The 14859-nt window shown below is 70.4% G+C and carries 15 protein-coding genes; 7 read left to right on the forward strand and 8 right to left on the reverse strand.

The annotated features are described in order from the left end of the window. Positions 1-116 precede the first annotated feature (116 nt). From efeO to VIP82_RS21525, 3 genes are all read right to left on the reverse strand, one after another. Positions 117-1346: an iron uptake system protein EfeO gene (gene efeO, locus VIP82_RS21515; protein WP_331912420.1), complete on the reverse strand. Its 1230-nt coding sequence runs from the start codon at positions 1344-1346 to the stop codon at positions 117-119. Beyond that, positions 1343-2332, reverse strand: coding sequence for an iron uptake transporter permease EfeU (gene efeU / locus VIP82_RS21520; protein WP_331912422.1), 990 nt, complete (start codon positions 2330-2332; stop codon positions 1343-1345). Before efeU ends, efeO begins: the two co-directional genes overlap by 4 nt. Positions 2333-2488: 156 nt before the next feature. Further along, on the reverse strand, positions 2489-3439 hold the full coding sequence (locus VIP82_RS21525) for a helix-turn-helix transcriptional regulator (RefSeq protein WP_331912424.1): 951 nt from the start codon (positions 3437-3439) through the stop codon (positions 2489-2491). Between the two features lie 71 nt (positions 3440-3510). Here VIP82_RS21525 and VIP82_RS21530 point away from each other — a divergent pair, with 71 nt between their 5' ends. The 4 genes from VIP82_RS21530 (at position 3511) to surE (ending at position 7809) form a co-directional block, all read left to right on the forward strand. Further along, positions 3511-4653, forward strand: a complete 1143-nt coding sequence (locus tag VIP82_RS21530; RefSeq protein WP_331912426.1) for an epoxide hydrolase family protein — start codon at positions 3511-3513, stop codon at positions 4651-4653. A 153-nt stretch (positions 4654-4806) separates the two neighbouring features. Beyond that, positions 4807-5868, forward strand: a complete 1062-nt coding sequence (locus VIP82_RS21535) for an isopenicillin N synthase family dioxygenase (protein WP_331912428.1) — start codon at positions 4807-4809, stop codon at positions 5866-5868. 70 nt (positions 5869-5938) lie between these two features. After that, complete coding sequence (locus tag VIP82_RS21540) at positions 5939-7018, forward strand: 1-phosphofructokinase family hexose kinase (protein WP_331912430.1); 1080 nt, start codon at positions 5939-5941, stop codon at positions 7016-7018. Further along, complete coding sequence (gene surE, locus VIP82_RS21545) at positions 7015-7809, forward strand: 5'/3'-nucleotidase SurE (RefSeq protein ID WP_331912432.1); 795 nt, start codon at positions 7015-7017, stop codon at positions 7807-7809. The genes VIP82_RS21540 and surE overlap by 4 nt, the downstream gene beginning before the upstream one ends. Before the next feature lie 108 nt (positions 7810-7917). Here surE and rpsO read toward each other — a convergent pair whose 3' ends face one another. After that, positions 7918-8187, reverse strand: coding sequence for a 30S ribosomal protein S15 (gene rpsO / locus VIP82_RS21550; RefSeq protein WP_056121136.1), 270 nt, complete (start codon positions 8185-8187; stop codon positions 7918-7920). Positions 8188-8405: 218 nt separating this feature from the next. Between rpsO and VIP82_RS21555 the strand changes: the two genes are divergently transcribed. Next, positions 8406-9716 carry an MFS transporter gene (locus VIP82_RS21555; RefSeq protein ID WP_331912434.1) on the forward strand — a complete coding sequence of 437 codons (1311 nt, stop codon included), beginning with the start codon at positions 8406-8408 and terminating at the stop codon, positions 9714-9716. A 100-nt stretch (positions 9717-9816) separates the two neighbouring features. Beyond that, a complete protein-coding gene (locus VIP82_RS21560; protein ID WP_414684714.1) occupies positions 9817-10758 on the forward strand; it encodes a DMT family transporter in 942 nt (313 codons plus the stop codon). A 128-nt stretch (positions 10759-10886) separates the two neighbouring features. On the opposite strand, the gene VIP82_RS21565 is transcribed toward VIP82_RS21560, so the two are convergent. The 3 genes from VIP82_RS21565 to VIP82_RS21575 form a co-directional block, all read right to left on the reverse strand. Continuing rightward, positions 10887-11450: a YceI family protein gene (locus VIP82_RS21565; protein WP_331912436.1), complete on the reverse strand. Its 564-nt coding sequence runs from the start codon at positions 11448-11450 to the stop codon at positions 10887-10889. 249 nt (positions 11451-11699) lie between these two features. Continuing rightward, a complete protein-coding gene (locus tag VIP82_RS21570) occupies positions 11700-12068 on the reverse strand; it encodes an FKBP-type peptidyl-prolyl cis-trans isomerase (RefSeq protein WP_331912438.1) in 369 nt (122 codons plus the stop codon). A 197-nt stretch (positions 12069-12265) separates the two neighbouring features. Next, positions 12266-13492, reverse strand: a complete 1227-nt coding sequence (locus VIP82_RS21575; protein WP_331912440.1) for a PrsW family intramembrane metalloprotease — start codon at positions 13490-13492, stop codon at positions 12266-12268. A gap of 85 nt (positions 13493-13577) precedes the next feature. Between VIP82_RS21575 and VIP82_RS21580 the strand changes: the two genes are divergently transcribed. Next, on the forward strand, positions 13578-14441 hold the full coding sequence (locus tag VIP82_RS21580; protein WP_331912442.1) for a fumarylacetoacetate hydrolase family protein: 864 nt from the start codon (positions 13578-13580) through the stop codon (positions 14439-14441). A gap of 63 nt (positions 14442-14504) precedes the next feature. Here the strand turns inward: VIP82_RS21580 and VIP82_RS21585 are convergent. Continuing rightward, the coding region (locus tag VIP82_RS21585) for a DUF4190 domain-containing protein (protein ID WP_331912444.1) at positions 14505-14859 on the reverse strand (355 nt) is incomplete at its 5' end.

The raw sequence follows: 14859 nt of genomic DNA on the forward strand, positions 1-14859 counted from the left end.
CACCGGCCCCGAGCGCCAGACCGAGGACGCCGCGCCGCGAGAGACCGGCACCCCCGCCCGGCGGGGCCCCCGCCGGAGCGGGAGCGGCCGCAGAGTCGATCGACGGGTCGGTCACGTTACGCCAGCACCGTGTTCGTGAGCTGGGCGAGCGGCTCGGCGAGCGCGTTGATCAGGTCGGTCAGCTCGCGCTTGTCGTCGTCGGTGAGCTCGGTGTAGACCACGAATCCGCTCTCGAGCGAGCCGTACTGCGCGAGTGCGGCCTCGAGGTCGGTGTAGCCGGCGTCGATCTCGTCGGCGAGCGCCGCGCCCTCGTCACCCTGGGCCACGGCGAAGTCGCGCACGAGGGAGAACGCCATCTTCGAGCCCTCGACGTTGGCGGCGAAGTCGGAGAGGTCGGTGCCCGACCACCAGTCCTCTTCGCCCTGGATCTTGCCTGTGGCGACCTCATCGAGGAGCGCGATCGCACCGTTCGAGATCCCGGCGATGCCCTGCGCATCGAGCGAGTCCTGGAAGTCGTCGGAATGCACGTAGTCGTACAGCTCCTGGACATCGGCGATGAGCTGATCGCCGAAGGCAGCGCGCTCCGCCTCGGTCGAGGGTGCCCAGTCCTGCCAGGCGGGCGTCTCGCCGTCGGCGTTCAGCGCGTCGGCCGCCGGCACCCAGAGGTCCTTCTCGATCCGGTGGAATCCGGTCCAGTCCAGCCCTTCGGCGACCGCGTCGACCTCGCGGTAGTCGATGCGCGGGTCGAGGTCGCCGAGCGCCTCGGCGACCGGCTCGATGCGCTCGTAGTACGCACGTACGACGGGGAACTGCGCACGCGCGGTCTCGTCGTCGCCCGACTCGTACGCGGCGACGAACTCCGACACGGCGGGGGCGAGCTGCCCGACCTGGTCCTTGACGAAGGCGGCGTAGAGGTCGACCGCCTGCTGCTTCTGCTCCGCGTCCTCGCCCGACAGCTCGACGGCGTCGCCCGACACGGCGAACGCGGCGCGGCCGACGCCGTCGCCGATCATGCCCGGCTTGCAGAGCGTGAAGTAGTCGCCCGGCTGCGCCACGACGGTGAGCGTGCGCGATGCGCCGGGCGCGATGTTCTCGACCTCACCCACGATGCGCAGGCCGTCGTCGGCGAGCAGATAGAACTCGGTCACCTCGTCGCCGTCGTTGCTCACGTCGAACGTCAGCGTGCCACTGGTCGCCGCGTCCCCCGAGACCTCGCAGCCGGAGGCCGTCGACGACACGGTCAGCGCGTCGGAAGACGCGGCGTCGCTCTTGGCGACACAACCGGACAGGACGAGGGCGCCGAGACCGGCGACGGCGAGTGCCGGGATGAGACGACGGGCGGTCATGCTTCTCCTTGCGGGGATGGGACGGAAGGCGAGCCGGGAGGAACGGTCACCGGGGATGCGGACGACGGGGAGACGGATGCCGCCTCCGCGGCGGGTGCCGTACGCGCCGCCGGACGCGAGCGCAGCTGGCCGCGGAGCCAGATGCCGCCCACGATGCCGACGTAGAGCACCCAGGCGACGACCTGCAGCCACGACATGCGGGGCATGAAGCCCACGGTGGCCTGCAGGATCGCGGCCAGCGCGCTGCCCGGCGGGATCGAGGCGGTGACATCGAAGGCCCAGCCGAACGGGAACGCCGCCCAGCCGACGGCGACGTCGCCGGTGGCGGGGTCGACGGGTGCGACGGCGGTGAACGGGCCGGGAAGCGCACCGGCCTCCTGCAGGTCGTGGATCGCGTACGCCAGCACGCCGGCCGCGACGATCACGAGGAAGGCGCCCGTCCACCCGAAGAAGATGCGGAGGTCGAGTCGCAGCATGCCGCGGGCGAGGGCCCAGCCGAGGATCACAGCCGCCACCAGACCGAGCAGGGCGCCGGCGAGTGCTGCGGGAGCCTCGCCGAAGGACTGCACCATCGACCACAGCAGCAGGGTGGTCTCGACGCCTTCGCGGGCCACCGAGACGAATCCGATGGCGACGAGCGCCCAGAGGCCGCCGGTGGCGAGCGCGCGGTCGACACCGCCTTCGAGCGTGCGCTTGAGGGTGCGGGCCGTCCGCTGCATCCAGAAGATCATCCACGTGACCATCGCCACGGCGAGGAGCGACAGCGTGCCGCCGAGCAGCTCCTGCGCCTCGAACGTCAGCGAGTACGCGCCGAACGTCAGGACGGCGCCGATGACGAGGGCCAGCGCGATCGCGAGCCCGACACCCGCCCACAGGCGCGGCAGCACGTCGCGCCGGCCGAGCTTGGAGAGGTAGGCGACGAGGATGCCGACGACGAGCGCGGCTTCGAGGCCTTCACGCAGGCCGATGAGGAAGGTGGCGAGCAACGGGATTCCCAAGATGGTGCGGATGACGCGGCGCCCCGTTACGCCTCGGCACTCCTGCGGTCTCATGCGCGCGGCGGTTCAACGTAAGGTGAGCCTTACCTTCGACGGTACCGGACACCATGGCGCATTGTCCATTCCGTGACGGCCCCTTCGCGATCAGACGGCGGCGCGCGCGTACCGCTCCGCGAGGCGCTGCAGGTGCGGCACGAGCTCGGCGGGAGAGTCTACGGTGAAGTCCATGCCCAGCATGCCGATGTAGGCGGCGATCGTCTCGAGGCTGTCGGCGCCCGTCACCAGCACGGACGTCGTCCGCCCCACCGCCTCGACGACACCCACGGTCGGGTTGATGCGCGCGATCACCCGCTCCGCAGGCGCGGCGATCCGCAGACGCGCGTGCACCTTCCACCCGCCGGCCGCGATCGAGCGCAGCGCGAAGGCGGTGAAGTCTCCCCCGGGCACCGGGACCGGGTCGAAGCGGCGCCGCGTCGGCATGCGGGGCTCGATCCAATCCAACCGGAACGTCTCCCACTCCTCGGTGTCGGGATCGCGCGCCACGAGGTACCAGCGGCGCTGCCAGCTGAGCAGCCGGTACGGCTCGACGCGGCGAGCGGTTCCGCGGTCGTCGAAGCGCAGCCACTCCCCCGCATGCACCGCCTGCGCGACCGCGCTCAGCACGCGGGGATCGACCTCGGGATCGGGCGCATCGGTGCCGACGTTCTCAGGGCCGCTGTCGATGGTCGCGGCCACCGCATCGACGGTGGGCCGCAGCCGCTCGGGCAGCACCTGGAGCAGCTTCGCGAGCGCCCGGGCGCCCGCCTCGTCGACGCCGGCGACGCCGCGGGCGACGCGCAGCCCGATGGCCACGGCGACCGCCTCCTCATCGTCCAGCAGCAGCGGTGGAAGCTTGCCGCCCGCCGCGAGCCGATACGAGCCGGTGCGGCCGCGTTCGGCCTCGACGGGGTACCCGAGCGAGCGCAGGCGCTCGATGTCGGTGCGGATGGTCCGCACCGAGACGTCGAGTCGCATGGCCAGCTCCGGCCCCGGCCACCGCGGGCGGCTCTGCAGCAGCGCGAGGAGTGCGAGCATCCGCGCAGATGTATCGGCCATCTCGCTCGATTCGTCGAAGTGCCCAGATATCAGGAAGATAACCTGCCTGTTTCGACCGTAACGTCGAAGACATGAACACCGCAACCGCCGCCGCCACCGGTATCCGCCCCTTCCGCATCGACGTTCCGCAGGCCGACCTCGATGACCTCGACGACCGCCTGGCGCGCACACGGCTCCCCCAGCCGGCACCCTCCGACGACTGGGAGTCGGGCACGCCCCACCGGTACCTCGCGGATGCCGTCGCACGCTGGCGCGACGACTTCGACTGGCGCGCTGCCGAGGCGCGCATGAACGAGTTCCCGCACTTCATCACCGAGATCGACGGGCAGCCGATCCACTTCGTGCACGTGCGCTCGCCGCACGAGGGTGCCACGCCGCTGATCCTCGCGCACACGTACCCGGGCTCGTTCGTCGACTACCTCGACATGATCGGCCCGCTCGTCGACCCCGTCGCGCACGGCGGCCGCGCCGAGGACGCCTTCGACGTCGTCGTGCCCGACGCGCCCGGATTCGGCTTCAGCCAGCCGGTCACGCAACCGGGCTGGACCACCGCGCGCGTCGCCGCGGCCTACGACACGCTGATGCGCCGCCTCGGCTACGACTCGTACGGCATCCACGGCAGCGACAACGGGGCGATGGTCGCGCGTGAGCTGGGGCTGCTCGATCCCGAGGGCTTCCTGGGCCTGCACGTGCTGCAGCTGTTCTCGTTCCCGTCGGGCGACCCGGCCGAGTTCGAGAAGCTGGAGCCCCAGGACTACGCCGGGCTCGAGCACATGCAGTGGTTCCAGTCCGTAGGCGCCTACAACACGATGAACGCCGCCCGACCGCAGACCATCGCCGCGGCGCTGTCGGACTCCCCGGTGGGGCACCTGGCCTACGCCGAGCTGTTCAATTCCTTCGGCAACGGCACGAGCCTCGTCCCCCTCGACGCCATCCTCACCGAGGTGAGCGTCGCGTGGTTCGCCAACGCGTCGGCCGGCATGAGCCGTGCCTACCGCGACAACGCGCTGGCGGATGCCGAGCCCCGCGTGAGCGGCGCCCGGACGGGTGTGGCGGTGTTCAAGGACGACTTCCAGACGATCAGGGTGTTCGCCGAGCGCGACAACACGAACATCGTGCACTGGAGCCGCTTCGAGACGGGCGGGCACTATGCGGCGCTGGAGGTGCCGGAACTGGTGCTCACCGACATCCGGACCTTCTTCGCCCGCGCCTGACGCCCCCTGCGATCCCCGCCCCCTATGTTCACTTGCGCTGGATGTACGCCACGCCGGGCGTGTCGCGTACGTTCAGCGCAAGTGAACACGGGGCGGCAGAAACGATAGGCAACAAACCGAGCGGATGCCGCGGCATCCGCCTAGCCTCGCCTCATGACCGAGCTCAATCTGCCGATCCTGGACCTCTCCCGGCTCGACGCGGGTGCCGAGGCGGCCGCGCAGTTCCGCGACGACCTGCGCGCGGCGACCCACGACGTCGGGTTCTTCTACCTCACCGGCACCGGCGTCTCGCCCGAGCTGGAAGCACGTCTGCACCGCGCCGCCCGCGAGTTCTTCACCCTCCCCGAGGCCGACAAGCTCGCGATCGAGAACGTCAACAGCCCGCACTTCCGCGGCTACACCCGCATCGGCGGCGAGCGCACGCAGGGCAAGGTCGACTGGCGCGAGCAGATCGACATCGGCCCCGAGCGCGAGGCCGTGACCAACGCCGATGCCCCCGACTTCGCACGTCTCATCGGGCCGAACCTCTGGCCCGCGGCGCAGCCCGAACTGCGGGACGTCGTCACGGAGTGGCACGATCACCTGTCGGGTGTCGCGCGCAAGCTGCTGCGCGCCTGGGCACTGTCGCTCGGGGCGGCCGAGAACTACTTCGACGAGCACTTCGGCGAGCCGTCCACCCTCATCAAGATCGTCCGCTATCCCGGCAAAGAGGACCCGACGCCGCAGCAGGGCGTCGGCGCCCACAAGGACTCCGGGGTGCTCACGCTGCTGTGGGTCGAGCCCGGAAAGGGCGGACTCCAGGTGGAGCGTGACGGACAGTGGGTGGACGCTCCCCCGGTGCCGGGTGCGTTCGTCGTCAACATCGGCGAGCTGCTCGAGTACGCCACCCAGGGCTACCTGATCGCGACCAAGCACCGGGTCATCTCGCCGAAGTACCCCGATGATCGCATCTCGGTCCCGTTCTTCTTCAACCCCGCGCTCGACAAGCGCCTCCCGCTGATCGAGCTGCCCGACGAGCTCGCCGCGCAGGCGCGCGGGGTCACCCAGGACCCGTCGAATCCGATCCACGCGCTGTACGGCGAGAACGCGCTGAAGTCGCGCCTGCGCGCCCACCCCGACGTCGCCGGGATCCACCATGCGGACCTCGTGGCGGCGCGTGCCGCCGCCGCGGAGCCGAGCGACCGGGAAGCGGTGGCATCGGGCTCCTCCGCCTGACGTTCTTGCAGGTCTCCCCGTGGCGTGCAAGGGGGTCCTCGACCACGGGACGCGCGCCTAGCGTGGCGGTATGAGCGACGTGACGATCTTCGCCCCCTCCCCGACGCTCACCGTCACCGTCGAGGAGCACGACGACGAGCCGGACATCCATGTCCACGCCGGCGGCCAGGGCGTCTGGCAGGCGCGCATGCTGCTGCGACTCGGTGTCTCGGTGACGATGTGCTGCAGCCTGACGGGCGAGATCGGACGGATGCTGCAGCATCTGCTGGAAGACGAGGGCCTCACCGTCGCAGGCGTCGAGCGGCCGGGAAAGGGCTCCGCCTACGTGCACGATCGGCGGGGCGGCGAGCGTCGCATCATCGCCGAGACGGGGGGCGACCCTCTCGCCCGGCACGATCTCGACGAGCTCTACGGCGTGACCCTCCGCGAGGGGCTCGCCTCGGGCCTGGCGATCCTGAGCGGACCGGCCGGCGACGAGACGCTTCCTGCCGACACCTACCGTCGGCTGGCCGCCGACCTGCATGCCGGAGGCGCCAAGGTCGTCGTCGATCTCTCCGGCGCCCGGCTCGAGGCCGCCGTCGAGGGCGGCGTCGACGTGCTCAAGGTCAGCGACGAGGAGCTGGCGAGCGACGGGCGTATCGACGACGACTCCGCAGCGGGGATCATGGCCGCGATGCGGCGCCTGCGGAAGGACGGGGCGGGCGCCGTGATCGTCTCGCGCTCGCCCGAACCCATGCTCCTGCTCGATCCGGACGGATTCCTCGAGATCACCGCACCCCGCCTGGAGGTCGCCGACACGCGCGGCGCCGGTGATTCGCTCACCGCGGGCGTGGCGGCCGGCATCGTGCACGGCGAGACCGTGCGCGATGCGATCGTGACCGGCGCGGCCGCCGCCGCGCTGAATGTGACGCGGCACGGGCTGGGAACCGGCGATCCGGACGCGATCGCTGAGCTGCGGTCTGCGGTCACGGTGCGGCAGCTCGTCGATGAGGCCGAGGCGGGGATGGCTCAGCCGGTGACGGGCCACGTCAGCCCGGACGGGCTCGCGGCCCTCGCAGAGCCGGCGGAGCGGCCGCCGCGCGGGGCGCCGTCGGGCGACTCTCCGGAGGCCGGGCGTTCCGAGACGGCGGAATCGGGGGACACGCGATGACCCGCACGCTCATCACCAATGACGACGGCATCGACGCGCCGGGCCTCCACTCCCTCGCCCGCGCAGCACGAGACGCCGGTCTCGAGGTGACCATCGCGGCGCCGGTCCGGCAGTCCAGCGGCTCGAGCGCGTCGATCGTGGCCGCCGAGGAGGACGGCCGCATCGCGATCGAGCGCCGCTCGCTTCCCGGGCTCGACGGCATCGCGGCCTTCGCGGTGCGCGGCGGCCCCGGTCTCATCGCGCTGATCGCGGCGCACGGTGCCTTCGGCGAACCGGCCGAGCTCGTGCTGTCGGGAGTCAATCACGGCGCGAACGTGGGCCGCGCCATCCTGCACTCCGGAACCGTCGGTGCCGCCTTGACCGGGGGCCTCAACGGAGCGTGGGCTGCCGCGGTCTCGCTGGACGTCGGCATGAATCCGACGCAGTTCCACTGGGATGCCGCGTCCGCCGCCGCGATCGGCGTCCTGCCGTTCCTGCTCGAGCAGCCACGCGGAACCGTCGTCAACGTCAACGTCCCGAATGCGCCGGACAACCGCGGGGCGGTCGAGGCCGCCCTGGCCCCGTTCGGCATCGTGCAGACGACGCTGAGCGAGCGGGACGCCGGCCACATCCGCCTGGCCGTCGAGGACCTGCCGAACACCCCGGAGCCCGGCAGCGACGCCGCACTCCTGGCGGATGGATGGGTGACGCTCACCGGCCTCGATCCGGTGTCGCAGCTGCCGCTCGGCTTCGAAGCGTCGCAGGCGTCGGCCCGTCCGTCGCGATCGGCAGTCTCGCCGCGCGAGACGTGAGGCGAACCCCGCGGCCTCAGCGCTCAGTGGAAAAGGTGAAGGCCTCCCCACACCGTGGGGAGGCCTTCCAAGAATGTTTCGCGCGATAGAACGCTGGTGCGCGATGCCTTAGCGACGGAGTCCGAGGCGCTCGATCAGCGACCGGTAGCGGTTGATGTCGATGTCCTGGAGGTAGCCGAGCAGACGACGGCGCTGACCGACCATCAGGAACAGACCACGACGCGAGTGGTGGTCGTGCTTGTGCTCCTTCAGGTGCTCTGTAAGGTCCTTGATGCGCTGCGTCAGCATCGCGACCTGCACCTCGGGGGATCCGGTGTCACCGGGGTGCGTCGCGTACTCTTCGATGATCGCCTTCTTGGCGTCTGATTCGAGTGGCATAGATGGGATCCCCTTTCTCGTCGTTGCGCGGCGCCCGACGCCTGATGCGCGAGCTCTCTTTATCCGCGGCCGATCTAACGGCAACCTGAAGAGTCTACCAGCAGGCGGCTCCAGCGGCGAACCGCCGCCCTCCGCCGCCCGGGTACGCTCGAACCCGTGCCCCACCCTCTCCGCGCCGAGCCGCAGAGCCGCCGTGGAGCGCCGGCCGAGGTCGCCCAGTGACCGCCGAGCAGCACCGCAGCCACTTCATCGACCTGCGGCCTTTCCGCACCAGTCCGGCGTTCACGCGGATGTGGCTCGGATCGACGCTCGCAGGCCTGGGCGGCCAGCTCACGATCGTCGCGATCATGCTGCAGATGTATGACCTCACCGAGTCGACGTTCGCCGTCGCGATGATCGCCGTCGCCGGACTCGTGCCCATGATCATCGCCGGCATCTACGGCGGCATGCTCGCCGACGCGTTCGACCGTCGGGCGGTGGCGCTGATCGCCGCCACGGTCACCTTCGGCTCGACCGCGCTCCTCGCCGTGCTCACCTGGGCGAACCTGGAGACGGTGTGGTGGCTGTACGCCCTCAGCATCGTGAACTCCGCGGCCAACTCGATCGTGCTGGCCACCCGCCAGGCGATCGTGCCGCGCCTGCTCCCCCGTGAGCTGCTGCCGGCCGCCTCGGCCCTCGGCGGCATCACCGTCGGGATCATGGTGATGGCCGGTCCCGCGCTCGCCGGCGTGCTGGTGGCGCTGACCGGCTACGCCTGGACGTACACGCTCGACGTGATCCTGATGACCTCGCTGTTCCTCGGCCTCTGGACGCTGCCGGCTCTGCGCCCCGAAGGCGAGGTCGTCCGGCCCGGGCTCGAGTCGCTGCGGGACGGCTGGCGGTTCCTCCGGCGCGCGTCGAACATCCGCCTGCAGTTCATCCTCGACATCATCGCCATGACGTTCGGGCAGCCGCTGTCGTTGTTCCCCGCGATCGGCGCCGTACTGCTCGGCGGCGGCCCGATCACCACGGGCCTGCTCACCGCGTCCGTCGCCGCCGGCGCGTTCGCGTCGAGTCTGTTCTCCGGCCGGGTCGGGGCGATCCGCCACCAGGGCCTCGGCATCGAACGCGCGATCCTCGTGTACGGCGTTTCGATCGCCGCGCTGGGCCTGGTCCTCGGCGCAGCGGCACTCGGCTGGCTGGCACCGGTCGGGGTCGATGCCGACACCCCGAACGTCGCTCTCATCGCACTCGCGTGCGTCGTGCTCGCCGTGTCGGGGGCCGCCGACAACATCAGCTCGATCTTCCGCAACACCATGGTGCAGGCCGCCGTGCCCGACGCGATCCGCGGCCGGCTGCAGGGCATCTTCATCGTCGTGGTCGCCGGCGGCCCGCGCCTGGGCGCTCTCTATGCGGGCACGCTCGCGACCCTGACGGCGCTGTGGTTCCCGCCTCTGCTCGGCGGCTTCGTCATCATCGCGCTCGTGGCGATGCTGGTGCGCGCCAGCCCGCGCTTCCGCGCGTACGACGCCGAGAACCCGGTCCCCTGACGGGCGCCGCACCGTAGCCGAACCGTCGCGGACCGGCGGATTTCGGCCGTCGCATCCGACGGCACGCCACGACGTCGCGGGGCGACCGTAGGGTGGCCACGTGGCTTCGACGACCGACACGACTTCCGTGACACGCGCAGAGCGACTGCCCTCGGCGCGCTGGATCACGGTGCAGTTCGTGCTCGCCGGGATCGTGTGGGGCTCGAGCTTCCTGTTCATGAAGGTGTCGCTCACCGGCATCTCGCCGGCCCAGGTCGCCTGGACCCGCATCCTGCTGGGCGCCCTCACACTCGGCGCGCTCGTCCTCCTGCGTCGCGAGCAGCTCTCCCGCAGCCTCCGCGTCTGGGGCCACCTGACGGTGCTCGGGCTGACCTTCTGCGTCATCCCGTTCCTGCTGTTCTCCTGGGCGCAGCAGCATGTGAGCTCGGGCGTCGCGAGCATCTTCAACGCGACCACGCCGATCATGACCGCGATCATGGCGTGGCTGGTGTTCCGCGTCGAGCGGCTGAAGGCCGTGCAGGTCATCGGCATCGGCATCGGCATCCTGGGCGTGATCGTGATCATCGCGCCGTGGCAGGGCGTCGCATTGGACGGCAGCCTCGTGGCCGAGCTGGCGATCCTGGGTGCGACGGCGAGCTACGGCTTCAGCTTCGCGTACATGCGGCGCTTCGTCTCGAACACGGGGATGTCGGCGCTGGCGTTCACGTTCGGCTACATCGCGATGGCGGGGGCGGTGATGGTCGTGCTCACGCCGTTCCTCGTCCTGACGCCGGTACGCCTCGACGTGCCCATCGTCGTGAGCCTCGTGCTGCTCGGCTGCCTCGGCACCGGGATCGCGTACGTCTGGAACCAGAACACCGTCCGCGCCTGGGGTCCCACGCGAGCCTCCACCGTCACCTACATCACACCGGTGGTCGGAGTCATCCTGGGCATCGTCGTCCTGGGCGAGACGATCTCCTGGAACGAGCCCCTCGGCGCACTCGTCGTCTTCCTCGGCATCCTGCTCGCTCAAGACCGCCTGCGCCGTCGACCGCGTTCCTGACGCGGCCGATCCGCTCGCCTCAGCCGGCGCCCGCGCCCCGGCGTCTCACCGGTCTCGGGCTGATCCGCGCACACGCAGAAGAGCGGATGCCTCGGCTCGAGGCATCCGCTCTTCTGCGACGCTGCGGGTCAGTCCTGCTGCAGCGCGCCCTGCAGGTCGAGCGTGATGGTGACGTCCTTGCCGACGAGCACGCCGCCGGTCTCGAGCGCCGCGTTCCAGGTGAGCCCGAAGTCCTCGCGGTTCACCACGGTCTTGGCGGTGGCGCCGGCCTTGTAGTTGCCCCACGGGTCGGTTCCGAAGCCGCCGAACTCGAACTCGAAGGTCACCGGCTTGGTGACGCCGCGGATGGTGAGGTCGCCGTCGACCAGGAAGTCGCCGTCGGCGATGCGGGCGCCCGTCGAGCGGAACTCCATGGTCGGGTGGTTCTCGACGTCGAAGAAGTCACCGGAGCGGAGGTGGTTGTCGCGCCCCTCGTCCTTGGTGTCGACCGAGGTCACGTCGACGCTCGCCTCGACCTGCGCGTCGAGGGGGTTCTCGGGGGCGACGAGCGTCGCGCTCTTCATGCCGAAGGTGCCGCGCACCTTCGAGATCATCATGTGGCGCACGCTGAAGGTGACTTCGCTGTGCGCGGGGTCGAGCACCCAGGTGCCCGCCTTGTAGCCGGGAACGTCGATCGTGGTGGTGTCGGTCATGGTCGTCCTTCGTGTGGGGTGGGTCACCGCAGGTGCGGCGACGGGCTCGATGGATGTCAACGCGCACGGCAGGGATATCTATTCCGGTGAATGAAAGATTTCTCATGCCTGTCGCTCTTGCAGCGACAAGCCGGAAGGGACGCCGGACACGATGGAGGGGCGGATGCCGCAGCATCCGCCCCTCCGAACGTCGAGCTCGCGTGAGCCTTCGAAGCGCTCAGGCTTCGGATCGCTCAGGCTTCGACAGGCTCAGCCGACCTTGATGAGGTCGATGATGAAGATGAGCGTCTTGCCCCCGAGGAAATGGCCTCCGGCGGGGCCGTACGCGAGGTGCGGCGGGATGACGAGCTCGCGGCGTCCGCCTTCCTTCATGCCGGGGATGCCGTCCTGCCAGCCCTGGATCAGGCCGCGCAGCGGGAACTGGATGCTCTCGCCGCGGTTCCACGACGAGTCGAACTCCTCGCCGGTCTCGTACTCGACGCCCACGTAGTGGACGGTCACGGTGTCGCCGGGCTTGGCCTCGGCGCCCTCGCCCACGACGATGTCGCGGACGACCAGGTCGGCAGGCGCCGGTCCGGCGGGTGCGTCGATCTCGGGCTTGGTGCGGTCGTCAGTCATGACACCATCCAACCATCCCGTGATCTCCGGCGCCGGATCAGTTCGCCGTCAGGGGAACCGACGACGGTTCTCTTGACACTCGCGCGAGCCCCCGGCATCCTGGTCGCAGACCAACTCAGCGCTCGGTAGACACGCAGGCATCGCCGCGGCACCGAGCGCTGAGTCTTGATATGACCCCGGTCACGCGAGCGTCCACCCTACGGCGCGAACATCGCCGCGCGCGTCGCGGCCGTCTTCGCCAGCAGGTCGCGTTCCTCCGTGGTCGCGTGCGGATCGCGGCCGGTGATCGCCCGCTGGCGCGTGGCGGCGAGGGCGGTGGCATCGGCGATGAAGGTCCTCATGAGCGCGGTGCGGTCGCCGCGCAGCGTTCGCGCCCACGCGAGCGCCGCCTTGCGTCCGGCCGAGGTCGCGAGCATGTCGACCTCCTGCGGGGTGAACCACCCGGCGGCCGCGTAGTCGCCGAGCCGGCGCCTGGTGAGCCGGGATTCCTCGCGCCGCAGCGCGATGATGCCGAGGAGGAAGCCGATGAAGAGGGGCACCTGCAGCGTGAGGTAGAGCACGAAGAAGTCGCCGAACATGGCGGAGCCGTTCCAGAAGGCGTGCAGCGCGATGGCGCCGGCCAGGCCGACCAGCCAGGGACCGACGGCCTGCCCGGTCGAGAGACCGCGCCGTGCGGCGAGGCCGAGGGCGAAGCCGGTGACGCTGGTGAACATGACGTGCGCGAACGGCGACAGGATGCCGCGCAGGAAGAACGTCACCGACGTCTCGGCGGCGCCGCCTTCGATGAAGCTCACCGCGAAGTACTGGATGTTCTCGGTGAACGCGAAGCCCGCGCCGATCAGCGCGCCGTACACGATGCCGTCGACCGGACCGTCGAAGGCGCGTCGCGCGGTCGCGAAGATCAGGAACACACCGAGCCCCTTCGCGAACTCCTCGACGACCGGAGCCCGCACCACGGTCTGCAGCACCTCGCGTGCGCCGGTGGCGGGGCCGAACGCCATTGACAGCAGCAGGTCGATGCCGAGCGCGATGCCGACGGCGGCGATGGCGCCCCACGCGACTGCGAGGATCAGCAGCGAGCGCGGCTCGGGCTCCCAGCGGTCGACGATACGGACCGCGAACAGCACGCCGACCAGCGGCACCAGCGCCAGCAGCATCCCGATCAGTGAAGCGCCCGGACCCAGTGCGTTCAGGAAGTAGCCGACGAGGGCGATCAGGACGAGGACCAGGATGCCGACCATCCAGACCGATGCCGTGCGCCCGCGGCGCGGTGCCACGGCGGTGGGGATCTGCACCGGCGCTGGCGAGGTCGCAGGCGGCGCGATCGTCGCGGGAGTCGCGTTGCGCGGCTGCGCGAGAGCGGAGGCGAACTCGGGCGGGGTGAGCGAGGGCCGCGGCCGGGCGGCACCGGGGTCGTGCGTCATGCGCTCAGCCTATGGCTGCAGAACGCTCCATCGCCGCGCGCGTGCGGGTCGCCCGTCCGTGCGGGCGTCCGGCTAGGTTGGGGGAATGCGCTTCGCCCATGTCGTGCCGCCGCAGTCGGTCGAACCGAGGCTTGCACTCATCGAGGGCGACGAGGCGATTCTCGTGGAGGGACTGTTCGACGGAGCTCCGCACGTGCTCGAGGAGCTCATCGCCGGCGGCGACGCGCTGCTCGCACGCGTGCGGGATGCCGCGGGCGGGGGCACGCGGCATCCGCTCGACACGATGCGATTCGCGTCGGCGCTCCTGACACCGCCCGTGATCCTTGCGATCGGTCTGAACTACGCCGCGCACTCCAGCGAACTCGGATTGAAGACGGACTCCACGCCGACCGTGTTCGTACTCTGGCCGAACTCGCTGGCCGGGCACGACGGCACGACGATCTGGCCGCGTTCGCTGAGCGAGTCCGTCGACTACGAGGCGGAGCTCGGGGTCATCATCGGCACGCCGGCGAAGGACGTCTCCGCCGAGGACGCCCTCGGCCATGTGTGGGGCTACACCGTGGTCAACGACATCACGGCGCGCGACATCCAGTACTCCGAGGCCCAGTGGTCGCGCTGCAAGTCGTTCGACGGCTTCACGCCCACGGGCCCGTTCGTCGTCACGGCCGACGAGATCCCCGATCCGCAGGACCTCCACATCTGGACCGTGCTGGACGGCACGACCCTGCAGGATGCGACGACGGGCCAGATGGTGCGGCCGGTCGCGACGCTGATCTCGCACCTGTCGAAGTCGGCGACGCTGCTGCCCGGAACGCTCATCTCGACCGGCAGCCCCGGAGGTGCCGGCTACTCGCGCGATCCGCAGGTGTTCCTGCGCGACCGATCGACCGTCACCGTCGGGATCGACGGCATCGGCGCTCTGACGACCCACTGCCGCATCCTCGACTGATCTCACGACGATGCCCCCGCTCCGATCCGGAGCGGGAGCATCGTCTACAGCTGATTCAGCGGGTCACGGGCAGGTGATCGTGCCGCCGGTGTTGAGCTCGTACTCTCCGGGAGCCATGCCTTCGCACAGCTCCTGCAGCGCCGCGCCGGCGCCGTTGACGAGCACGATGACGATGATGATCGTCGCGATGATGCTGAGAACCAGGAAGATCCAGCCCAGGATGATCGCCACCTTCGCGGGGGTGTTCTTCACCCCCGCCTTCTTGCTCTGCGAGCGCGCGACGTATCCGAGGATCAGGCCGATCAGCGACGCGAAGAACACGACGACGAGGGCGACGATGCCGAGCGTCTTGCCCGGCACCGGCGCGTCCGAGGGCGCGCCATAGGCGGCCGGCGGGGCGGCCGCGTACGCGGGCGGT

Origin of the sequence: Microbacterium sp. (assembly GCF_036566905.1) — a bacterium.
Lineage (GTDB): Bacteria > Actinomycetota > Actinomycetes > Actinomycetales > Microbacteriaceae > Microbacterium.